The sequence below is a fragment of the Flavobacterium sp. PL12 genome (genome assembly GCF_039123485.1).
GTDB lineage: Bacteria > Bacteroidota > Bacteroidia > Flavobacteriales > Flavobacteriaceae > Flavobacterium > Flavobacterium weaverense.
The window spans coordinates 16,005-37,692 of the sequence record NZ_JBANDI010000011.1 but is presented as its reverse complement, the minus strand read 5'-3'; the positions used below and the strand labels follow the sequence as shown (position 1 = coordinate 37,692).

Sequence of the window (21,688 nt, the reverse complement as noted above, 5' to 3'; positions counted from 1 at the left end):
GGTTACCCTCCAAATCTCGCAGGTATTCCACCGCCGTTTCCGCGACCTTGATTCATATCTCTAAATTCTTCCATCTTTTTAAAAACCGTATCATCAAATTCTTTCTGCGCAACTACTTTCCCTTTCGTCGAAGCTTTTATAACCGTTTTTACTTTTGGATTTAGAACCACTTTTGAACAGAGAATCACAGTCTTACCATCGTTTACCTCCAAAATCAATCCTGGCAAACCCCAATAATTTTCTGGGCCTTGATTGACAGGAATCTCTGGAGTGTACCAAGCAGTAATTACTGTTTCTTTAGGCATGTCTAATTCTTCTAAAAGACTTGTTTTCTTTGTCGCATCTGCGGGTTTTGCATTTGCATCCTCTTTTTTAGGTGTGAAATTTCTAAAGTCAGTTTTACTTGCTTCACGAACAGCTGTCGCTTTGAAACAATTGTAACCGCCAATAATTCTTGTTTCACCTTCCATTTTCCATTGAAGATTAGGTAATGAATCTTTTACTAAAAACTCTTTGCCCATAAACTCTTTATCAACCGTATAAGATTTCTCCTTAACATTTTTATAGAAAGTTCCGCCGCCACCAGTCATTGACATTATCATTCTCATTCCTGCACCACTTTGTCCACCCGCTTCTAGCTTTTCCTCTTCTTTGTAGATAGAAGCTGATTTATCAAAATTAAGAATGAATGTCTTTTCAAACATTTTCTTCATTCTATCCTCAATCATTTTTTGCATATCTGGAGTCACATTCTTGTTTCCCTCCATTCTTTTACTAAAATCCGAAGTACTAGTTTTAGATTCGTAAACTGCCATTCCTTGAAATTCCTGAGCTTTAATTTCTACAGCAGAAAAAACAATTACTGCTAATGTGAAAATTATTTTATACATAGTTTTAGATTTTAGTAAGTAGGACATAAAAATACAGCATTCGTTACAATAAATTTGTTAAATTAGTAATAAGACAATCCTTATTCTTTAAGGTTTAATTGTAAATTCGCTTTTATGAAAAAATTGTTCCTCTTATTCCTTATCACCTCTTTTTCAGTCGTTTCAAGTCAGAATATAAATTTGACAGCTACAGAAATTAACAGTTTTAAATTTGAGGGCGATGAATTCCTTGGATACGATGCGTTCGGATTTTATTATAGTATTACAAATAATGTTTTTTCTAAAGTTGGTATGAATACCAATTTGGAATATAAGAATGTTTCTCTTGGTAAAATCACTAAAGTTGATCTTCAAAATCCGCTTAAAATTATATTATTTTACAGTGATTTCAATACGATAATTGTACTTGACAATCAACTCAACGAAATTCAAAAAATAAATTTTTCCGACTTTACTCTTCCAATAGTTGTATCTGCCATTGGTTTATCTTCACAAAATAATTTGTGGCTTTACAATAGCATGAATCAACAATTGGGTTTATACGATTATTTAAAGAATGAGTCTAAAACTATTAGCGTTCCATTTTCTGAAACGATAAAGCAATATACTTCAGACTTTAATTTCTTTTCTTGGATCGACTCAAAAAATAATTGGTACACTTCAGATATTTTTGGCGCTGTAAATTTTAGAGTAAATGTTACTGAATTTGATCAAATTCAAATTATTAGTAAAAGTCAATTTATCTATTCTGAATCAGGGATTTTAATTCTTAAAGATTTGGAAAAGAATAAAAGTTATGAAATAAAGTTTTCGCAAAAATCCTTTGAAAAATTCTATTACAAGGACCAAATTTTATCTATTTTTACATCAGAAGGAATTACAAATTATAAAATCATAATACCATAATGCACATAGCGATAGCAGGAAATATAGGTTCTGGAAAAACAACATTAACTCGTTTATTAGCAAAACATTTTAAATGGGAACCACATTTTGAAGATGTTGTTGACAATCCTTACTTGGATGATTTTTATCACCAAATGGAACGTTGGTCATTTAATTTACAGATTTACTTTTTGAATAGCCGTTTTCGTCAGGTGATGCAGATACGTGAAAGTGGTAAAAAGATTATTCAAGATCGAACTATTTACGAGGATGCACATATTTTTGCCCCTAATCTTTACGCTATGGGCTTGATGACGAATCGCGATTTTCAAAATTACTCATCACTTTTTGAATTAATGGAATCAACTGTTAAAGCACCTGATTTATTGATTTATTTAAGAAGTTCTATTCCTAATCTAGTGGGGCAAATCCATAAAAGAGGACGAGAGTATGAAAACTCAATTTCAATTGATTATTTAAGCCGTTTAAACGAACGTTATGAAGGTTGGATTCAAACATATGATAAAGGAAAACTACTAATTATAGACGTAGACAACATCAATTTTGTTGACAGTCAAGAAGATTTGGGAAACATTATTAATAGAATTGACGCAGAGATAAACGGATTGTTTTAGAATCCTCTCCCCGGCCCTCTCCGAAGGAGAGGGAGAAGAAATATAATTATCTAGAACTACTAAATATAAAAAATGCCTCACTCTTAATTTCTAAAGTGAGGCATTTTAATTTAAACCTTTGTCAAAGTTTTAAACTTTGACAAAGGTTTAAGTCTATTTGGGAGTTTGTCAAAAGTTACTAATACTTTATCTCAAAGCATCAATTTTTGCTTGAACTTCAGCATCTGTCCCTTCAAAATTTTGAATATCTTGTTTGCCGTTAATTGTAGTGGTAACGGTTGCTGTCACTTTTCCATCAATATTAGATTTTTCGATAGCTACTTCTTTAGAACTTATTTCGGTTTGCTGCACTCTTTTCACAACTGCTTCACTTCCATCACCTAAAATTGGAGCGATAACTAAACCTATTAAGCAAGTTAGTTTAATCAAGATATTCATTGATGGCCCAGAAGTATCTTTAAATGGATCTCCAACAGTGTCACCAGTTACTGCAGCTTTGTGTGCATCAGAACCTTTAAAAGTCATTTCGCCATTAATCATTACTCCAGCTTCAAAAGATTTCTTAGCATTATCCCAAGCACCACCTGCATTATTTTGGAAAACAGCCCAAAGGACTCCAGAAACAGTAACTCCAGCCATATAACCTCCTAACATTTCTGCGATCAATTGATTATTATCTGCGTAAACTATTTTACCAAGGAGAACAATTGCGATTGGAAAACCAATAGTTAGAACACCTGGTAACATCATTTCACGCAATGCCGCTTTAGTAGAAATATCCACACATTTTGCATATTCTGGTTTGCCAGTTCCTTCCATAATTCCAGGAATCTCTCTAAACTGACGACGTACTTCATAAACCATATCCATTGCTGCTTTTCCAACAGAATTCATTGCTAATGCCGAGAAAACAACGGGTATCATTCCACCAACAAATAACATAGCTAAAACTGGCGCTTTAAATATATTAATTCCGTCGATTCCTGTAAATGTAACATAGGCTGCAAATAAAGCTAGTGAAGTTAATGCCGCCGAAGCAATTGCAAATCCTTTTCCAGTGGCAGCTGTTGTGTTTCCAACAGAATCTAGAATATCAGTTCTAGTACGAACTTCTTTCGGTAATTCGCTCATCTCTGCAATTCCACCAGCATTATCTGATATAGGTCCGAAAGCATCAATTGCCAATTGCATAGCAGTTGTTGCCATCATTGCTGAAGCAGCTAATGCTACACCATAAAATCCTGCACAAGCGTACGACGTCCAAATCGCAGCTGCAAATAATAAAACAGTTGGAAATGTTGAGATCATTCCTGTTGCCAATCCAGCAATTACGTTAGTTCCAGCACCAGTCGACGATTTTTGCACAATAGCCATTACTGGTTTTGTTCCTAATCCTGTGTAATATTCAGTAACTGATGAAATAACAGCGCCAACTACTAATCCAACTATTGTTGCATAAAAAACGCGCATTGATGATATCTCTTTAGTTCCTTCCCCAAAGAAATCCATTTTCATAGTTTCAGGCAACATATATTTTACTAATACGTAGCAAGAAATTGCTGTCAATGCTATAGAAACCCAGTTTCCTATATTCAATGCTTTTTGAACCTGTGCTTCTTTAGCATTATCATCTGATATTTTCACCAACATAGTTCCAATGATAGAAAATAAAATTCCGAAACCTGCTATCGCCATTGGTAACAAAATAGGACCAATACCGCCAAAAGCATCTTGGATATTTCCGCCCATATCTTTTATAACATAATTTCCTAGGACCATTGCTGCTAAAACCGTTGCTACGTAAGAACCAAATAAATCAGCGCCCATTCCAGCTACATCTCCTACATTATCTCCTACGTTATCTGCAATTGTTGCAGGATTTCTAGGATCATCTTCAGGAATTCCAGCTTCAACTTTACCTACCAAATCAGCGCCAACATCAGCAGCTTTAGTGTAAATACCACCTCCAACTCTTGCAAACAAGGCAATAGATTCAGCACCAAGAGAAAATCCAGCTAAAGTTTCTAAAACGATTGTCATGTCTTGAGTAGAAGTCCAAACGCCGTTCATAAAAAAGTGGAAGAAGAAAATAAAGAAAGTTGTTAGTCCTAAAACTGCTAAACCGGCAACACCTAAGCCCATTACCGTTCCACCACCAAAAGAAACTTTTAAAGCCTGCGGTAAACTTGTTCTTGCTGCTTGGGTTGTTCTAACATTTGTTTTTGTTGCTATTTTCATTCCCATATTACCAGCTAATGCTGAGAAGAAGGCTCCAAAAATAAAAGCAACAACGATTAAGATATGAGTCGTAGGAACAATAAAGGAAATTCCCGCTAAAACCGCACTTGCACCTATAACAAAAAAGGTTAATAATCGATATTCAGCTTTAAGAAAAGCTAATGCTCCTTCGTATATGTAATCTGAAATTTCTTTCATCTTACCATCTCCAGGATCTTGTTTTAAAACCCATTTCCTTTTGGCAAACATAAATGCCAGTCCAATAAAAGCCATAGCAATTGGCAAGTAGATCATTATTGTATCCATAACTTTGGTTTGGTTTTTGGTTAAATTCAATACTGTAACGTAACGAAAATAAACAAAAAAGCAATACTCTTAACGGAGTATTGCTTTTTTTATAAAGTTATGAGATTAATTATTTGATGCTAAATAATCCTTTTGGCTTGTTTTCAATTTGGTCAAAACGGTCTGTACATTCTTTAATAATAGAATATGCCTCTTTAACATCTCCCCAACCACCTACATCTACCCTTTTATTTTCAAGATCTTTATACACTTGGAAAAAGTGCTCAATTTCTTTTAATAAATGCGGATTCATATCAGATAAATCATTCAATGAATTCCAAATTGGATCTGAAACAGGAACGCAAATTACTTTTTCATCCGGTCCTTTATCATCTGCCATGTGGAAAACACCAATTGGCTTCACTTCCATTACGCATCCAGGAAAAGTTGGTTCGTTTACTAAAACTAATACATCTAATGGATCTCCGTCTAAAGCTAAAGTCTCAGGAATGAAACCGTAATCAGCTGGATACATCATTGAAGAGAACAACATTCTATCAAAACGCATTCTTTTTATTTCGAAATCATATTCGTATTTATTTCTACTTCCTCTTGGTATTTCGATTAAAACATCGAAAGTTGTTAATTTGTCTGCAGTCATTTTCGTTTTTCTTTTCTATAATTATGGGTGCAAAAGTAAGGAATCTATCGCTTTTTTACAATAAAAATATTAACTCTAAAAATTGGATCATTTTTAAAACCCAACATATTAGAAAACTACTGTTCTATTTCTCTTTTTTAAGTAGTGATGCCATAATAGATAAGTTGCAAAGGAACGATAGGGACTCCATTGCAAGGAATGAATTTCCATCTCATTCTTATCGTGAATATGTAGCAACTCTTTTATAGTGTTCACTACCGCAATATCGCCTATTGGGAGTAAATCTGGCTCCTCCAGGCAAAACATTAAATAAATATCAATGGTCCAGTTTCCTATACCTTTTATCTTTATCAGTTCTTCTCGTACTTGTTTTGGTGTTTTGTTTGGTAAACTTTGGAGATCAATTTGTTTATCAAGTATTGCAGTCGCCAGTGCTTTTATATAGCTAGTTTTTTGACGGCTTACGCCAAAGGATCTAAAATCTTCGTCAGTAACAGCCACTAAAACTTCTGGTACTAGATTTTCGAACCTCCCTTTAATTTTTAAGAATGTAGCTTTAGCCGAGTCAATAGAAACTTGTTGCTCTAAGATTAATAAAACGAGAGTTTCAAATCCCTGAGGTCTTTGCGGAATAATAGGAATTCCGTGTTGCTCAATTATTTCTTTAAAGATGCTTTCTTTTTCTGAGAGATAATCGAACGCTTCTTTCATAATCTGATTTTCTATTATCAAGAAAAGTCGCTGCTTCATCCTTACAGCATAAGAATGAAGCAATCTCACTTAATCTAGTATTTGAATATTTAAAATAAAAATCTCTTCATTGATGCTAAAAATTAAATCCGAAAGAACCTTTAACGCTAAAGCGATTTGTGTCGGGAGTATTAAGATAATTACCTCTCCACGAAAAATCGATTCGGAATAATTTAAAAATATTTCCAATACCCGCACTGTATTCCCAGTACCCTTTATCCGGAGCATTGTATAGTAATCCAGATGCATTTATAGCTCTGTTTTCATCAGATATGGTTCCGTAAACACCTTTTACAGCAATTATTTCTCTCCAATTTAGTTTACGCATGAATGGAATTCTAGAGAATAGACGCCCTCCAAAATTGTGATTCCATTGCAAAGTCGCATATTCATCAGAAATAAATTCATAATAATTAAGATTACTAAAAGTGTTTTCTAGGCTGAAAAAAGTTTGATTTCCTGGTATAACACTCATCAATCCTAAAGGAACAGCTCCAAAAGTTTTTCCAACTTCCATTATAATATTAGAACGACCTAATGGTCCAATAATAATAGGTTGCTTGTAGTACAATTGCACTTTATCGTATTGAAAGTCACTATCCAGTAATCCCTTAAATCCGTGGCTATAATTAATAAAAAACCGGCTGTAAGGACTATCTACGTTCTCTCTTTCTACAGCAAATCCAATCGTTTTTCTCTTTGGTGTATACTCAATTTGCAAACTAGCCTCTGACTGTTTAACATCACTTTTAATAATTCCATTAGCAACATCAATGAAATAATCAAGACTAAAAGTTGGTGACGCAGACTCTAAAGTACGATATGAAAATCCGGTTTGAAAGGTTAAATTCTTAACTGGTTCTATTTCAACGGCTACATTACTTAGATTAATATTAGTGAGTTTTCCGTTGTTTCCAGAAGCAAATACAGAAGACGATGCGCCACTTCGGCCTAAGATGTCATAAGTGGTAGTTAAACTAGCGCCTATTTGCTCGATATCACGTCTATTACCTCCAAAGAGTATAACTCTGTTTTTCTTGTCAACCATCCATTTTCCCGAAAATCCATATTTGAATTTATCGTCTTTAAATCCATATGCAGTATATCCTTGAACTCTCCAAGTATCATTTGTACCAAAATAAGTTCTTCCACCCACACGCAATCGTGCACCTTCTACTTCATTGTAACCAAATGTGGAGAATATAGGTCCGTAATCAAAATTACCAAATTGTACAAATCCACTAGCGAGTACTTGGACTGAGCTATAAATTTGCTTAAATTTTTTAACTGTTTGCAATGTATCAAGCATTTTATAAACGCCTAACTCATCCTTAGACAAATTCTCAAAACGATTTTTTTCCCAATACTCATTAGATTTATTATATACGTCGGCATCCATATAATTCACCTCATCCTTATAAAAGGCGACTGGCTTTTCTATGTTGAATTTATGATCTCTAAAGTAGGTCGTTCGTTTTCCGTAAACACCCTTTGATTTCTCTTTTTTATTTAAAGCGAAATCAGACATTAAATAATCCTTCGTCAATAAAAACACAGAGTCACTTACAACATCAAATTCTTGCTCTAAGTAAATGTCTTTTACCCAGTTAATATTGGCACTTTTAGTAACGGCCATATTAATTTTTTTGATAGCAAATGTCGTATCGTTTACCCAAAAGTCTCCTTTGAAGGTCAATTCATTTTTTCTTCTTGGATAGAAAACAATATTGTAACACCATTTATCATCAATGTAAGCACTGTCTCTTAATATATAGTTATAAACATCAATACCAGTTTTTGACAACGGACTAGTGAAACTTTTATCAAAAAATGTCAAATAGTTATTGTAGATATCATAGTTAGAATATAAATCTTTTACAAAATTTAAAATCTGTTGATTACCATTAAAACCAGATGTTTTGCTCGCTTTTAATTTCTCTTTGAGCTTCTTCATTTTCATATCTCCATAAACGTCGTACAAAGCTTCGTTTACAAAAATGGGTAAATAGGTTTTACCAGTAACTTTTGAAGTATCCATTTGGTTGAAAATAAACTCCATACCTTTAAAAAGCTTACTTTTCATAAAAGCACTATCTATAGAATTCATATCAAATTCTATTTTTTCATACTTTTCCATTTCGTACTGGTTGTATAAGTACAAACCATTCTTTCGTTTTTTCTCCCAAATTTTTCGAAGAATATCTAAAGCAGGATTGTTTTTCTTTGAAGTTTTTCCAGTGAAAATTACCACTTCATTCAGAGTTTCTGCTTCACTTAACTGAATCTTCATATTATAATTAATCGCTTTTTGCAACGTAATTTCTTTTTCAGAATAACCTACTGATGAAATTACTAAAACAGTATATGCTTGTGGAGATTCAAGATAAAATGCACCATCCTCGTTAGCTACGATTCCCGTACTAGAATTCTTAAAAACCACATTTGCAAAAGGAATGGGCTGATTCATTTTATCTAAAACAGTACCGCTTACTTTAGTTTGCGCTAAAATAGCAGTTGCAGAAACAAGTAAAAAAACAACGAGAAATAAAATATTCTTTTTCATAATCATTCAAAAAAAAACTTCATCAAATAAATAATTGATGAAGTTTCAAAGGTAGTTAATTGCAGTACTTGATTATTCGAATTTTAGTATGTCAATTGTTAAATCTCAACTAAAATCAAATAAATCAAAACTATTATTTTTTATACATTACTTTTTTAACTGCTTTTATAACATCTTCAGAGTTAGGCAACCATTCTTTCAATAAAACTGGAGAATAAGGCGCTGGAGTATCTGCTGTTGTTATACGTTGAATAGGCGCATCCAGAAAATCAAATGCACGTTCTTGTACGATATAAGTAATCTCTGAAGCAACACTTGCAAAAGGCCATGCTTCTTCAAGAACTACTAAACGATTTGTTTTTTTAACTGAAGTTAAAATCGTTTCATAATCCATAGGACGTACTGTTCTTAAATCTATGATCTCACAAGAAATTCCCTCTTTTGCTAATTCTTCAGCAGCGATATGAGCCTCTTTAATAATTTTTCCAAAAGAAACAATTGTTACATCTGTACCTTCACGTTTAATATCAGCAACTCCTAATGGAATTGTATACTCACCATCTGGAACTTCTCCTTTGTCACCATACATTTGTTCTGATTCCATGAAAATCACAGGATCATTATCACGTATAGCTGCTTTTAATAAACCTTTAGCGTCATAAACAGTAGAAGGAACTACAACTTTAAGACCTGGTGTATTTGCAAACCAGTTTTCTAAAGCTTGCGAGTGTGTTGCTCCTAATTGTCCTGCTGAAGCTGTTGGTCCACGAAAAACGATTGGCACATTAAATTGCCCACCAGTCATCTGACGCATTTTCGCAGCATTATTTATAATTTGGTCAATTCCAACTAAACAGAAGTTGAAAGTCATGTATTCCACAATTGGACGACAACCATTCATTGCTGAACCTACTGCAATACCGGTAAAACCAAGCTCAGCAATAGGAGTATCAATTACTCTTTTTGCACCAAATTCAGCTAGCATTCCCTTAGATGCTTTATAAGCACCATTGTATTCAGCAACTTCTTCACCCATCAAGTATATGGACTCATCGTGACGCATTTCCTCACTCATCGCTTCGCAAATAGCCTCTCTAAATTGTATCGTTCTCATATTATTATGTTGTATGTGTCTAAATTTTTCGAAAAGCAAAAATAATTATTTTAAATCACTTTAATGCATAAAATTCCCTAAATTAATTCAAGACTTGCGCTACTATTTTATTTTTGAATTTTCCAGCCGAAAAAGTGCGCTACGACTCTCTATTTCGAGATGTAACTGTGCTGTAATTCTTCACTACATTTATTTAAAAATATTGCTTAAAAGTTATTATGCTCTATTTCACGGTACGAAAACGTAATAGTTACTAAAAAATATTATGCGTGCATAGTATATTATTCAATTTAATATTTTAAATTTGTAAAAGAAATTAAGAATAACTAAATATATACTTATGAAAATATTAGTTTGCATCAGTCACGTTCCTGATACTACTTCAAAAATCAATTTTGTCAATGGTGATTCTGAATTTGACACAAATGGTGTTCAATATGTAATTAATCCAAATGACGAATTTGGTCTTACACGTGCAATTTGGTTTCAAGAACAACAAGGCGCAACAGTTACGGTTGTAAATGTTGGTGGACCAGAGACGGAACCTACATTAAGAAAAGCATTAGCAATAGGCGCAAACGAAGCAATTCGTGTAAACGCAAATCCAGCTGATGGTTTTTATGTTGCAAAACAACTAGCTGAAGTTATAAAAAATGGTGGTTACGATATTGTAATTGCAGGAAAAGAGTCTTTAGATTATAATGGCGGAATGGTTCCTGGAATGATAGCTGGAATTTTAGGATATAACTTCCTAAACTCTTGTACAAGTTTAACTGTTGATGGAACGAATGTAAAAGCAGTACGTGAAATTGACGGTGGAAAAGAAACAGTTGCCACTACATTACCCTTGATTATTGGTGGTCAAAAAGGATTAGTTGAAGAGAAAGACTTGCGTATCCCGAACATGAGAGGAATTATGACAGCAAGATCTAAGGCGCTTACAATTGTAGAGCCAGTGGATGCTGCAGTTAATACAAAAGCAATGAAATTTGAAAAACCAGCTCCAAGATCTGCAGTTAAGTTGATAGCTGCTGACAACTTAGACGAGTTAATCAATTTATTACACAACGAAGCAAAAGTGATATAATCCTCCCCTAGCCTCTCCGAAGGAGGGGAATAAAAAAATAAAAAAACATTCCAAACTTTAGCCCCTCTCCTTTGGAGAGGGGTTGGGGTGAGGACTTAAAATCTAAAATTATTATGTCTATATTAATTTATGCAGAATATGCAGAAGGAAAATTCAAGAAAGTAGCTTTCGAATTAGCCTCTTATGCAAAAAAAGTAGCTGAAACATTGGGAACGACTGTAACAGCAGTTACTGTAAACGCAGGAGATGTTTCAGAATTATCAAAGTACGGAGTTGATAAAGTTTTAAAAGTAAACAATGATAAACTATCTGGATTTACTGCAAAAGCTTATGCTGATGTAATCAAACAAGCTGCAGTGAAAGAGAATGTTAAGTTAGTATTATTATCTTCTACAACAGATAGTGTGTACTTATCTTCACTTGTTTCAGTAGCTTTAGAAGCGGGATACGCGTCTAACGTTGTTGGCTTACCGGTTTCAACTTCACCTTTTCAAGTAAAAAGAAATGCTTTCTCAAACAAAGCTTTTAATATTACTGAAATCACAACAGATATTAAAGTTCTTGGCTTAGCTAAAAACTCTTATGGTATTTTTGAAACACCATCTACTTTAACTGAAGAAGATTTTAATCCAACAATTGGAGAAAATGATTTTGGTGTAAAAGTGGAATCAGTGGAAAAAGTTTCAGGTAAAGTATCAATTGCTGACGCTGATATCGTAGTTTCTGCAGGACGTGGACTTAAAGGTCCTGAAAACTGGGGAATGGTTGAGGAATTAGCATCAGTTCTAGGAGCTGCAACTGCATGTTCAAAACCAGTTTCTGATTTAGGTTGGAGACCTCACGGAGAACACGTAGGGCAAACAGGAAAGCCAGTTGCTACTAATTTATATATTGCTATTGGAATTTCAGGTGCTATTCAGCACATTGCTGGAATTAACTCATCAAAAGTAAAAGTAGTAATCAATAGTGATCCAGAAGCTCCTTTCTTTAAAGTGGCTGACTACGGAATCGTTGGCGATGCATTTGAAATCGTTCCTCAATTAATTGAGAAATTTAAAGCTTTCAAAGCACACAACTAGCACTCAGAATAAAACAATTTTTAATGCTATCTAAAAATAAGATATTTGTATCTTTGCCTTTAGATAGCATTTTTTATGCTTATTATTTAATAAAAGTATGTCGTTACTACCACTATAACAATTATGAGCTTAGTTAAATTATCTATAAAAGGAATTTCTTACAGTCAAACTCAAAATGGAGCTTACGCATTAATCTTGAATGAGGTTGATGGCGAGCGCAAATTACCAATTGTTATTGGCGCTTTTGAAGCTCAATCTATTGCTATCGCTTTAGAAAAAGAAATTAAACCACCACGTCCACTTACACATGATTTATTCAAAAACTTTGCGGAACGATTTGACATTATTGTAAAACAAGTTATCATTCACAAACTAGTAGACGGTGTTTTTTATTCGAGCATTATTTGTGAAAGAGATAAGATAGAAGAAATAATCGACGCACGAACTTCAGATGCAATTGCATTGGCGTTGCGTTTTAGCGCTCCTATTTTTACCTACAAAAACATATTAGATAAAGCAGGAATTTATTTAAAAACAAATCCTTCTGACGGTAATAAAGATTCTCAAGAAATAGATGATGTCCTTTCTAACCCAGAGACTTTTGGTCGTGAAGAAGAAAGTAATCAATCTGGAGAAACCTATTCTAAACATACGTTGCAGGAGCTAAACGAACTTCTAGATCAGGCAGTTTCTCACGAAGATTATGAGAAAGCAGCAAAAATTAGAGATGAGATTTCGAAGCGATAATTCTTATATGTAATTCATAAAGCCTCCTAATTTTATTTTCTTCGAAATAAAAAATAATAATTATTACTAATAAGAAATAGAGACATTTCATAATAATTTCTACCACCATTTATATAGCATAAAATGAAGCAATATTTAGATTTAGTAAAGCATGTAATGGATAATGGTTGCCAAAAAGGAGACCGAACGGGAACTGGAACAAAAAGTGTTTTTGGTTACCAAATGCGTTTTGACTTAAGCGAAGGTTTTCCAATGGTTACTACTAAGAAATTGCATCTTAAATCTATAATCTATGAATTGCTTTGGTTTCTAAAAGGTGATACTAACATTAAATATCTTCAAGAAAACGGAGTTAAAATTTGGGATGCTTGGGCAGATGCTAGTGGAGACTTAGGCCCAGTTTATGGTCACCAATGGCGCAACTGGAATAGTGAAGAAATAGATCAAATCTCCGATTTAATTACAGAGTTAAAGACTAATCCTAACAGTAGAAGAATGCTGGTTTCAGCATGGAATCCTTCTGTTCTTCCAGATACTACAAAGTCTTTTGATGAAAATGTTGGGAATAATAAAGCAGCCTTACCACCTTGTCATGCCTTTTTTCAATTTTATGTTTCTGATGGCAAGTTATCTTGTCAGTTATATCAAAGAAGCGCCGATATTTTCTTAGGCGTTCCTTTCAACATTGCATCTTATGCCTTGCTTACGATGATGATTGCTCAAGTGTGCGACTTAAAACCAGGTGCTTTCATTCACACTTTTGGCGATGCACACATTTACAACAATCACTTTGAACAGCTGGAGTTACAATTGTCTCGTGATCCAAAACCATTACCCAAAATGATCTTAAATCCAAAGATAAAAAATATTTTTGATTTTGATTACGAAGATTTTACTCTCGAAGGTTATGACCCACATCCATTAATTAAAGGGAGTGTTGCGGTTTAGTAACTTTTAAAAACGTCTTAAAAAAATTTCGTAACTATAACTGAATGCTTATCATTCAGCCAAATAATTTTAAAGTTTTTAATTAAATTTCAGCAAACTGGTCTCGAATAAGTCTTTCCCTATTGGATTTGCTTAAGTGATTTTATCAATAGTAACATACCAAATTTGTACTAAAACTTTAAAATTAAAGTAAACATATCTAATTTATTCGTGTTTATAATAAATCCTTTCAATACCTATCTTAGTTCAATATTATTATAAGCTACACTACATTCTATGAATATTAAAGTTTCTTCTTGTTTAGAACTTGATAATTTCTAATAATTAATATTTTAGCAATTAAAAGTGCGCTGAAATTAAATATTCTAGAAGCAAAACAGCATTTTGCTTAAATAAATTTTATCTTTATAAAATAAAATATTACAGATGGAAAAAGAAGTACATGAACAATATGAATATGCAAGAAGAAGGATAAAGCAAAAAAAGAGATTATATTTCCATTTTGTTGTTTTCGTTTTAGGAAGTTTATTATTATTTCTTGGACACCAATTTCTAAACAGCAATGTAATTTCTGATTGGTATCAATGGATAATTGCGACATGGTTGTTTTTATTTATTTTGCATTTTATAAAAATTTTCATAACCGACCGTTTTATGAATAAAGATTGGGAAAGAGAACAAATTGACCGCTTAGTAGCTTTGCAGAAAAAGAAAATTGAGCAACTACAGTTACAAATAGAAAGCGAAGAAACTAATAATAGTATATAACTATGATTACAATGATTGCGGCGGCAGCCGAAAACAATGCGTTGGGAAAAGATGGGAAAATAGTGTGGCACTTGCCTAACGATTATAAAAGGTTTAGAAGACTCACAACTGGACATCATATTATAATGGGTCGTAAAACTTACGAAAGTCTTCAAAAACCATTGCCTAATAGAAAGCATGTCATAATTACAAGACAGAAAGATTATAAAGCCGAGGACTGTATTGTGGTAGACACCATGCAAAAAGCTTTAGATGCTTGTCCAAAAGAGGAGGATTCATTTATAATAGGCGGTGGTGAAATTTATACAATTGGTATTTCTTATTCCGATAAAATCGAACTTACAAGAGTTCACGGCACCTTTGAAGCAGATGCATTTTTTCCTAAGATAGATGAACAAGAATGGAAATTAGAAAATTCTGAGTTCAACGAAAAAGACGACTCTCACAATTTTGAGTACACTTATCAAACCTTCGTTAGAAAATAAAACAAAAAAACATCCTTTTAACGGGATGTTTTTCTTTACATAATGATTTTAAAAAAACGACTTAGCCTTGAAAGAGTATTTGATAAAATAAAATAAAAATCACAAATACTAATAACGCTCCAGAAATGAAGGTTACAATATTTGCTGTTTTTTGAGAGTACATCTCAAAAAAGCCTTTAATACCAAATACCACGAAGGTACTAAAGACGAAAAAAATTAAAATTTCCAAAAACAAATTTAATCCTAAGAACGTATTTTGCGCATTCAATTCAATACCGCTTTGAAAAGCAGCACTTTCAAAAACACTTACAAGGACAAATGAGATAAGGAGCGCTAAAACTATCCATTTGATTTGGCCCATCGTCTCTTTTTTAATCATTAATATCATAGCTTAACTATGTGACAAATGTGAATAATAAAAACTGCAGTTACAATACCCACTTTTAGTGATATTTATAACAAAATAAAATTTTCTTCGCTTTTTTATAAAAATTGTTAAATCCCGTAATTAATAAATCTTAATTCTATTTTTAAAACTGATTTTATGTTTCTCAAGTTTGTTCTATATTTGTACAAACAAAAAAGATGTCTGAGAAAATAACTCCGTATAAAGATTCAGCCCTAGGCAAGAAAGAACAAGTTGCACAAATGTTTGATACCATTTCTGGTAATTATGACAATTTGAATCGCGTAATTTCTTTTGGAATTGACTTAAAATGGCGTAAAAAAGTATTAAAAATGGTTAGCGCTTCAAATCCAAAGATAATATTGGATATCGCGACTGGAACCGGTGACTTAGCTATTTTAATGGCTCAGACTAATGCGGAGAAAATAATTGGTCTTGATATATCAGCAGGAATGCTTGATGTAGGTAAGAAAAAAATAGCTTCTAAAAATCTCTCTAGTACAATAGATATGATTTTGGCCGACTCCGAAAACATGCCTTTTGAAGATAATTATTTTGATGCGATAACCGTTGCTTTTGGTGTTCGTAATTTTGAAAATTTAGAAAAAGGTCTGAATGAAATCTTAAGAGTCTTAAAGCCTAATGGTGTTTTTGTAATATTAGAAACTTCTGTACCAGATAAAACTCCATTCAAGCAAGGTTACAATTTTTATAGTAAAAATATTCTTCCGTTAATAGGGAAATTATTTTCTAAAGATGATGTTGCTTATGGATATCTTTCAGAATCAGCTGCAGCTTTTCCTTATGGCGAGGCTCTAAACAATATTTTAAGAAAAACTGGGTTTATAGATGTTGTAGCATTGCCTCAAACTTTTGGAGTGGCTACTATTTATTCAGCTTCTAAAAAATAACATGAAAAAATTATTTCTATTACTTTTTTTTGTCAGTATTCTAAATGGGTATGCCCAAAGATCAAAAAATATCTTTAGTAAAGATCCAATAATTAACTTAGAGAATTTTCAAAAAAGTAGAATTTATTATGGTTTCTATTTAGGCTTTAACTCTTATGATTTTAAAATAGATTATAAAGAAGTAACACCAGATATATTAGTTAAAAAAACTACTGGATTTAATGTAGGTATCGTCGCCGATTTAAAGCTTCATGAATACGTTAATTTACGATTTGAACCCGGATTGTATTACACTAAAAGAGATTTAAATTATCCTTCTGATTTTTTCCTTAATTCTGGAGTAGAATTTACGCCGAGCGCTAAACTTAGAGAAGTAAATAGCACATACATTCACTTTCCTTTGCTATTGAAATTTTCCTCACTCAGAACAGGAAATATTCGTCCATATGCATTAGGCGGATTATCTGCAACGCTAAACTTGTCCAGTAATTCTAAATCATTAGATGACAACGTTGAGAATCGTTTTAGAGTGAAAGCATGGACTCCTAATTACGAACTAGGTTTAGGAATTGATCTTTTCTCTGAGTACTTTATATTTTCACCATCCATAAGAGGCGTATTTGGAATAAATGATGAATTAATTAGGGATAAAAATCCTTCCAGTCCTTGGACTGGAAACATAGAATCTATGAAAACGAGAGCTATATTTATTAATTTCACCTTCCACTAGAAATCAATTTATTTTTGCAGTGCAAATTATCATCTACGGAATTCGCTTAAAACAATTGCTGTTGCAGTCGCTACATTTAAACTTTCCGTTTTTTGAATGTCACCAAAACGAGGAATTGTAATGCGATTTTGAACTAATTTTTCAAGCTCTTCAGAGATTCCGTTAGCTTCATTCCCCATTACTATTATTCCATCTTGTGGCAGATGAGATTTATAAATACTCTCACCATCCATGAATGTTCCGTAAATAGGAAGTTTAGTTTGTTGTAAAAACTTATTTAAATCGACATAATTCAAATTAACTCTTGCTATCGAACCCATAGTGGCTTGTACTACTTTTGGATTAAAAAGATCAACAGTTTCATTTGAACAAAGCACTTGCTGTATTCCAAACCAATCGCACAAACGCAAAATAGTTCCTAAATTACCAGGATCTCTAATCGAATCTAATGCTAGAATTAAACCATTTTCAATAATGACTTTTTCTTCTGGCATTTTAAAAATAGCTAAGCACGAATTTGGACTAGCTAAAGCACTGATTTTTTTTAAATCATTTTCAGAAATAATTGTTTTCTTTTCCTTCGAAACAGTATCAAAATTAGTTTGAGTTGTATACAAATGCTCCAATTCAAAATTTGATTCTAATAACTCTTCAATCCCTTTTACACCCTCGGCAAAAAATAATTTATTGGCATTTCTATATTTTTTTTGCTGCAAACTCGTTATAAGCTTTATTTGGTTTTTACTAACCATAAAATAATGTACTTTTGAATTAAATATTTTAGAACACTTGAAAAAGACTTCCACAAAAATAACTGCATTTATTGTAATTGCAATACTAATTTCTGCATGTAACGCTGTAAAAAGAGTTCCAGATGGCAAATTACTGCTAACTAAGAACGAAATTACTGTTAATGATAAGACAACTAAGGAGGAAAGTGTTTTTAACCAGTTGTATCAAAAACCTAATAGTACTTTTTTAGGTTACCGACTGCGCTTGAACCTATATAATTTTGCGAATCTAAATCCGGACTCCACTTATCAAGCTAAGTTCGCTAATAATCCAGGAAAGTACGAGCGAAAATCGAAGTGGCTTTCTGCAAAACAAGTTGATAGGCTTGGTCAATCTTTTTGGTATCACGGTATTCATGATTTTTTAATTAAAACGGGTGAACCACCAGTAATTATTGATCAAGAGAAAGCTAAAAAATCTTTATTAAGACTAAAATATTACTACTTTAACAATGGTTTTTTTAATGTTGATGCCGCATTTAAATTAGATACTGTAGGCATTAAAAAAGCTAAAATTAAATATGACATAACATTAGGGAATGCCTTCTTTTTAGATTCGGTAAAAGCGTCTATTTCAACTCCAGCACTAGATTCATTGTATCAGTTGAATAAATTTAATACGTTCATAAAATCAGGGAAGCAATACAAAACTGACGATTTTGAGGATGAGAGAAACCGCATTACGACTAATTTTAGAAATAATGGTGCTTATTATTTTCAGCCTAATTATGTGACATTTAATATCGACACAATCAAAAAAGTGAATAAAGCAGATATCACTTTGATGATTAACAATTATTCTTTTCAAGATCGCGATTCGACAAGGACTGAACCTTTTAAATTATATAAAATAAGTGATGTTAATATTTATACTGATTACTCGCCTAGCAGTAATTCATTAAAGATTACTGATAGCTCTACTTATAAAAATTTTAATTTATACAGTCAGAAAAAATTAAAATACAAACCAAAAGCAATTACTGATGCTATTTTCATCTCAAAAGGTGGAATGTATGCTGATTTTAGAACCGTATTAACGACTCGATATCTTAACAACCTGAAAATTTTCAACTATCCTACCATACAGTATGAAGTTGATAAAAGAGATACGACAGCACAGTCATTGATTGCAAAAGTGTATTTAACGCCTAGAAAAAAATATAGTTTTGGAACAACATTAGATATCACGCATTCTAATATTCAAGATTTTGGTATAGGATTAAGTGTTTCTGAAACGATACGAAATGTCTTTAACGGAGCAGAGACGCTTGAACTAGCGGCACGTGGAAACGTAGGTTCCTCTAAAGATTTAGCAAATCCTAAAAACAACTTCTTCAACGTTCTAGAATACGGATTAGATTTAAAATTAAACATTCCGCGAATTTTAATGCCTTTCAATACCGATAAAATTATACCTAAGCGAATGATTCCGTCCACATTAGCAACTATTGGTTTTGCAAAACAGCAAAATATAGGTTTAGATAAAGAAAATTTTACTGGAGGATTATCGTATAATTGGACACCAAAAATAAATAACACCGCACGATTTGATTTATTTAATACTCAGTTTGTTAGAAACTTAAATCCTAGGAATTATTTCAATGTTTACGGCTCTTCATACAAAGCGCTAAATAACATTAGTAAAGCTTACAACACAAATACTTCTTACTATAATAATCCTACTGACCAAAATCTAGCAATTGAAAGAGGAACACGTGGATTTACAAATGATGTTTTAAATGGAACAGGAAGCTTTTTAAAACCTCTTGAAAATGCAGATTTAGAAGCTGTAAAAAGCATCGAAGAACGAAGACTTAGACTAACTGAAAATGACTTTATTTTTGCGACCAGTTTTACTTTTTCGAAAACAACAAAAAAAGATTTGACAGATAATAATTTTTATCTTTTTAAAACTAAAATAGAATCTGCAGGAACAATTTTAAGTGCATTCGCAAAAACTACTAATCAAAAGAAAAGCATAAACGGTAACTATCAAATTTTTAATTTGGAATATTCAGAATACATTAAAACTGAATTTGATTATATAAAGCATTGGGATTTATCCAAAGAAAAAATACTAGCATTTAGATCGTTTTTTGGGATTGCTATTCCTTTTGGTAATTCTAATTATATTCCTTTTTCACGAAGTTACTTCTCCGGAGGATCGAATGACAATAGAGCTTGGCAACCCTACGGTCTGGGACCAGGAAGTAGCGGTGGACTTGATGATTTTAATGAGGCTAATATGAAAATTGCCTTAAGCGGTGAATTTAGATTTAAAGTAGCGGGAAGTTTAAAAGGAGCTGTTTTTGCTGACGCAGGTAACATCTGGAATGTACTTGATAATGTTACTGATGAAAAATCAACATTTACAGGATTTAAAGATTTAAAAGACATTGCCTTGGGTTCTGGATTTGGATTGCGATATGATTTAAGTTTTTTTGTAATTCGTTTTGACTTAGGATTTAAAACATACAATCCAGCCAATGAATCTAACAGAAGATGGTTTAGAGAATACAACTTTTCGAACTCAGTTTTAAATTTCGGAATAAATTATCCGTTCTAGTGCTAATTAATTCTTATTTTTGCAGGACTAAAAACTAAAAAAAAACTAAAAAATTTACAATGGCACACAACATTAAACCAGGCGTAGCTACAGGAGATCAAGTTCAAGAAATCTTTAATTATGCAAAAGAAAAAGGTTTTGCATTACCAGCAGTAAACGTTACGGGCTCAAGTACAATCAACGGTGTTCTTGAAACTGCAGCAAAATTAAATGCTCCAGTTATCATTCAATTTTCTAACGGAGGAGCACAATTTAATGCTGGAAAAGGACTTTCTAATGCAAATGAAAAAGCTGCGATCGCCGGTGGAATTGCTGGTGCTTTACATATTCATGCTTTAGCGGAAGCTTACGGAGCAACCGTAATTTTGCACACTGACCATTGTGCAAAAAAATTACTACCTTGGATTGACGGGTTATTGGATGCTTCAGAAGCGCATTTTGCTAAAACTGGAAAACCGCTTTACTCCTCCCACATGATTGATTTATCTGAAGAGCCTATCGAAGAGAACATCGAAATTTGCAAAGGTTATTTAGAGAGAATGAGCAAAATGGGAATGACACTTGAAATTGAACTTGGTATTACAGGTGGTGAAGAAGACGGTGTAGATAACTCAGATGTAGATAGCTCAAAATTATACACACAACCAGAAGAAGTGGCTTACGCTTACGAAGAACTTTTGAAAGTTAGCCCAAGATTTACAATTGCTGCTGCTTTTGGAAACGTGCACGGAGTTTACAAACCTGGAAACGTTAAGTTGACTCCAAAAATCTTAAAAAATTCGCAAGATTTTGTTCAAACTAAATTTAAAACGGGTCATAACCCAGTTGATTTCGTTTTTCATGGCGGATCAGGTTCTACTTTAGAAGAAATTAGAGAAGGTATTAGCTACGGTGTAATTAAAATGAATATTGACACTGATTTGCAGTTTGCATACACAGAAGGTATTCGCGATTATATGGTTAAAAATATTGACTACTTGAAAACGCAAATTGGAAATCCAGACGGTGCTGATGTACCAAATAAAAAATATTACGATCCAAGAAAATGGGTACGTGAAAGTGAAGTTACTTTCAACACAAGACTTGAACAAGCATTTGCTGACTTGAACAATGTGAATACATTATAAAAATAGTATTTAGTATTCTGTT

The 21,688-nt window shown here is 32.8% G+C and carries 19 protein-coding genes; 12 read left to right on the top strand and 7 right to left on the bottom strand.

The window, feature by feature from the left end; genetic code table 11:
• Nucleotides 1-2: 2 nt before the first annotated feature.
• Nucleotides 3-890, bottom strand: a complete 888-nt coding sequence (locus RCH19_RS06845) for a GLPGLI family protein (RefSeq protein WP_343022592.1) — start codon at nucleotides 888-890, stop codon at nucleotides 3-5.
• Nucleotides 891-1,004: 114 nt separating this feature from the next.
• On the opposite strand from RCH19_RS06845, the gene RCH19_RS06840 reads away from it, so the two are divergent.
• Complete coding sequence (locus RCH19_RS06840; RefSeq protein WP_343022591.1) at nucleotides 1,005-1,796, top strand: hypothetical protein; 792 nt, start codon at nucleotides 1,005-1,007, stop codon at nucleotides 1,794-1,796.
• Nucleotides 1,796-2,410 (top strand): deoxynucleoside kinase, encoded by a 615-nt coding sequence (locus RCH19_RS06835; RefSeq protein WP_121925028.1) that lies wholly within the window; start codon nucleotides 1,796-1,798, stop codon nucleotides 2,408-2,410. Before RCH19_RS06840 ends, RCH19_RS06835 begins: the two co-directional genes overlap by 1 nt.
• A gap of 186 nt (nucleotides 2,411-2,596) precedes the next feature.
• On the opposite strand, the gene RCH19_RS06830 is transcribed toward RCH19_RS06835, so the two are convergent.
• The 5 genes from RCH19_RS06830 to RCH19_RS06810 form a co-directional block, all read right to left on the bottom strand.
• Entirely contained in the window at nucleotides 2,597-4,954 is a 2,358-nt protein-coding gene (locus RCH19_RS06830; RefSeq protein WP_343022590.1) for a sodium-translocating pyrophosphatase, read from the bottom strand.
• A 109-nt stretch (nucleotides 4,955-5,063) separates the two neighbouring features.
• Nucleotides 5,064-5,594 carry an inorganic diphosphatase gene (locus tag RCH19_RS06825; RefSeq protein ID WP_343022589.1) on the bottom strand — a complete coding sequence of 177 codons (531 nt, stop codon included), beginning with the start codon at nucleotides 5,592-5,594 and terminating at the stop codon, nucleotides 5,064-5,066.
• Nucleotides 5,595-5,702: 108 nt separating this feature from the next.
• The gene (locus tag RCH19_RS06820; RefSeq protein WP_343022588.1) at nucleotides 5,703-6,305 is read right to left on the bottom strand and encodes a DNA-3-methyladenine glycosylase 2 family protein; all 603 of its coding nucleotides are present in this window, start codon (nucleotides 6,303-6,305) and stop codon (nucleotides 5,703-5,705) included.
• A gap of 115 nt (nucleotides 6,306-6,420) precedes the next feature.
• On the bottom strand, nucleotides 6,421-8,907 hold the full coding sequence (locus RCH19_RS06815) for a DUF5686 family protein (protein ID WP_343022587.1): 2,487 nt from the start codon (nucleotides 8,905-8,907) through the stop codon (nucleotides 6,421-6,423).
• Nucleotides 8,908-9,040: 133 nt separating this feature from the next.
• Nucleotides 9,041-10,021 carry a pyruvate dehydrogenase complex E1 component subunit beta gene (locus RCH19_RS06810; protein WP_121925024.1) on the bottom strand — a complete coding sequence of 327 codons (981 nt, stop codon included), beginning with the start codon at nucleotides 10,019-10,021 and terminating at the stop codon, nucleotides 9,041-9,043.
• Between the two features lie 340 nt (nucleotides 10,022-10,361).
• Between RCH19_RS06810 and RCH19_RS06805 the strand changes: the two genes are divergently transcribed.
• The 8 genes from RCH19_RS06805 to RCH19_RS06770 all read left to right on the top strand — a co-directional run bounded on the left by RCH19_RS06805 (nucleotide 10,362) and on the right by RCH19_RS06770 (nucleotide 17,182).
• A complete protein-coding gene (locus tag RCH19_RS06805; RefSeq protein WP_121925023.1) occupies nucleotides 10,362-11,108 on the top strand; it encodes an electron transfer flavoprotein subunit beta/FixA family protein in 747 nt (248 codons plus the stop codon).
• A 113-nt stretch (nucleotides 11,109-11,221) separates the two neighbouring features.
• Nucleotides 11,222-12,187, top strand: coding sequence for an electron transfer flavoprotein subunit alpha/FixB family protein (locus RCH19_RS06800; protein ID WP_121925113.1), 966 nt, complete (start codon nucleotides 11,222-11,224; stop codon nucleotides 12,185-12,187).
• Nucleotides 12,188-12,310: 123 nt separating this feature from the next.
• Nucleotides 12,311-12,934, top strand: a complete 624-nt coding sequence (locus tag RCH19_RS06795; protein ID WP_121925022.1) for a bifunctional nuclease family protein — start codon at nucleotides 12,311-12,313, stop codon at nucleotides 12,932-12,934.
• 123 nt (nucleotides 12,935-13,057) lie between these two features.
• Nucleotides 13,058-13,882 (top strand): thymidylate synthase, encoded by an 825-nt coding sequence (locus RCH19_RS06790; RefSeq protein ID WP_343022586.1) that lies wholly within the window; start codon nucleotides 13,058-13,060, stop codon nucleotides 13,880-13,882.
• Nucleotides 13,883-14,308: 426 nt separating this feature from the next.
• Nucleotides 14,309-14,650, top strand: coding sequence for a 2TM domain-containing protein (locus RCH19_RS06785; RefSeq protein ID WP_121925020.1), 342 nt, complete (start codon nucleotides 14,309-14,311; stop codon nucleotides 14,648-14,650).
• 2 nt (nucleotides 14,651-14,652) lie between these two features.
• The gene (locus tag RCH19_RS06780) at nucleotides 14,653-15,135 is read left to right on the top strand and encodes a dihydrofolate reductase (RefSeq protein WP_343022585.1); all 483 of its coding nucleotides are present in this window, start codon (nucleotides 14,653-14,655) and stop codon (nucleotides 15,133-15,135) included.
• Nucleotides 15,136-15,720: 585 nt separating this feature from the next.
• Complete coding sequence (ubiE, locus tag RCH19_RS06775; RefSeq protein ID WP_121925018.1) at nucleotides 15,721-16,452, top strand: bifunctional demethylmenaquinone methyltransferase/2-methoxy-6-polyprenyl-1,4-benzoquinol methylase UbiE; 732 nt, start codon at nucleotides 15,721-15,723, stop codon at nucleotides 16,450-16,452.
• Nucleotide 16,453: 1 nt separating this feature from the next.
• Complete coding sequence (locus RCH19_RS06770) at nucleotides 16,454-17,182, top strand: porin family protein (protein ID WP_343022584.1); 729 nt, start codon at nucleotides 16,454-16,456, stop codon at nucleotides 17,180-17,182.
• Between the two features lie 29 nt (nucleotides 17,183-17,211).
• Here RCH19_RS06770 and RCH19_RS06765 read toward each other — a convergent pair whose 3' ends face one another.
• A complete protein-coding gene (locus RCH19_RS06765) occupies nucleotides 17,212-17,934 on the bottom strand; it encodes an RNA methyltransferase (RefSeq protein WP_343022583.1) in 723 nt (240 codons plus the stop codon).
• Nucleotides 17,935-17,971: 37 nt separating this feature from the next.
• Here RCH19_RS06765 and RCH19_RS06760 point away from each other — a divergent pair, with 37 nt between their 5' ends.
• Together RCH19_RS06760 and fbaA are read left to right on the top strand one after the other, a co-directional pair.
• Nucleotides 17,972-20,539, top strand: a complete 2,568-nt coding sequence (locus RCH19_RS06760; RefSeq protein ID WP_343022582.1) for a BamA/TamA family outer membrane protein — start codon at nucleotides 17,972-17,974, stop codon at nucleotides 20,537-20,539.
• A 59-nt stretch (nucleotides 20,540-20,598) separates the two neighbouring features.
• A complete protein-coding gene (gene fbaA, locus RCH19_RS06755) occupies nucleotides 20,599-21,666 on the top strand; it encodes a class II fructose-bisphosphate aldolase (protein ID WP_121925015.1) in 1,068 nt (355 codons plus the stop codon).
• Nucleotides 21,667-21,688: the final 22 nt, after the last annotated feature.

Excerpts from the sequence above, each read along its gene's own strand:
- RCH19_RS06845 (WP_343022592.1), bottom strand. The coding sequence starts at position 890 with ATGTATAAAATAATTTTCACATTAGCAGTAATTGTTTTTTCTGCTGTA.
- RCH19_RS06840 (WP_343022591.1), top strand. The coding sequence starts at position 1,005 with ATGAAAAAATTGTTCCTCTTATTCCTTATCACCTCTTTTTCAGTCGTT.
- RCH19_RS06835 (WP_121925028.1), top strand. The coding sequence starts at position 1,796 with ATGCACATAGCGATAGCAGGAAATATAGGTTCTGGAAAAACAACATTA.
- RCH19_RS06830 (WP_343022590.1), bottom strand. The coding sequence starts at position 4,954 with ATGGATACAATAATGATCTACTTGCCAATTGCTATGGCTTTTATTGGA.
- RCH19_RS06825 (WP_343022589.1), bottom strand. The coding sequence starts at position 5,594 with ATGACTGCAGACAAATTAACAACTTTCGATGTTTTAATCGAAATACCA.
- RCH19_RS06820 (WP_343022588.1), bottom strand. The coding sequence starts at position 6,305 with ATGAAAGAAGCGTTCGATTATCTCTCAGAAAAAGAAAGCATCTTTAAA.
- RCH19_RS06815 (WP_343022587.1), bottom strand. The coding sequence starts at position 8,907 with ATGAAAAAGAATATTTTATTTCTCGTTGTTTTTTTACTTGTTTCTGCA.
- RCH19_RS06810 (WP_121925024.1), bottom strand. The coding sequence starts at position 10,021 with ATGAGAACGATACAATTTAGAGAGGCTATTTGCGAAGCGATGAGTGAG.
- RCH19_RS06805 (WP_121925023.1), top strand. The coding sequence starts at position 10,362 with ATGAAAATATTAGTTTGCATCAGTCACGTTCCTGATACTACTTCAAAA.
- RCH19_RS06800 (WP_121925113.1), top strand. The coding sequence starts at position 11,222 with ATGTCTATATTAATTTATGCAGAATATGCAGAAGGAAAATTCAAGAAA.
- RCH19_RS06795 (WP_121925022.1), top strand. The coding sequence starts at position 12,311 with ATGAGCTTAGTTAAATTATCTATAAAAGGAATTTCTTACAGTCAAACT.
- RCH19_RS06790 (WP_343022586.1), top strand. The coding sequence starts at position 13,058 with ATGAAGCAATATTTAGATTTAGTAAAGCATGTAATGGATAATGGTTGC.
- RCH19_RS06785 (WP_121925020.1), top strand. The coding sequence starts at position 14,309 with ATGGAAAAAGAAGTACATGAACAATATGAATATGCAAGAAGAAGGATA.
- RCH19_RS06780 (WP_343022585.1), top strand. The coding sequence starts at position 14,653 with ATGATTACAATGATTGCGGCGGCAGCCGAAAACAATGCGTTGGGAAAA.
- ubiE (WP_121925018.1), top strand. The coding sequence starts at position 15,721 with ATGTCTGAGAAAATAACTCCGTATAAAGATTCAGCCCTAGGCAAGAAA.
- RCH19_RS06770 (WP_343022584.1), top strand. The coding sequence starts at position 16,454 with ATGAAAAAATTATTTCTATTACTTTTTTTTGTCAGTATTCTAAATGGG.
- RCH19_RS06765 (WP_343022583.1), bottom strand. The coding sequence starts at position 17,934 with ATGGTTAGTAAAAACCAAATAAAGCTTATAACGAGTTTGCAGCAAAAA.
- fbaA (WP_121925015.1), top strand. The coding sequence starts at position 20,599 with ATGGCACACAACATTAAACCAGGCGTAGCTACAGGAGATCAAGTTCAA.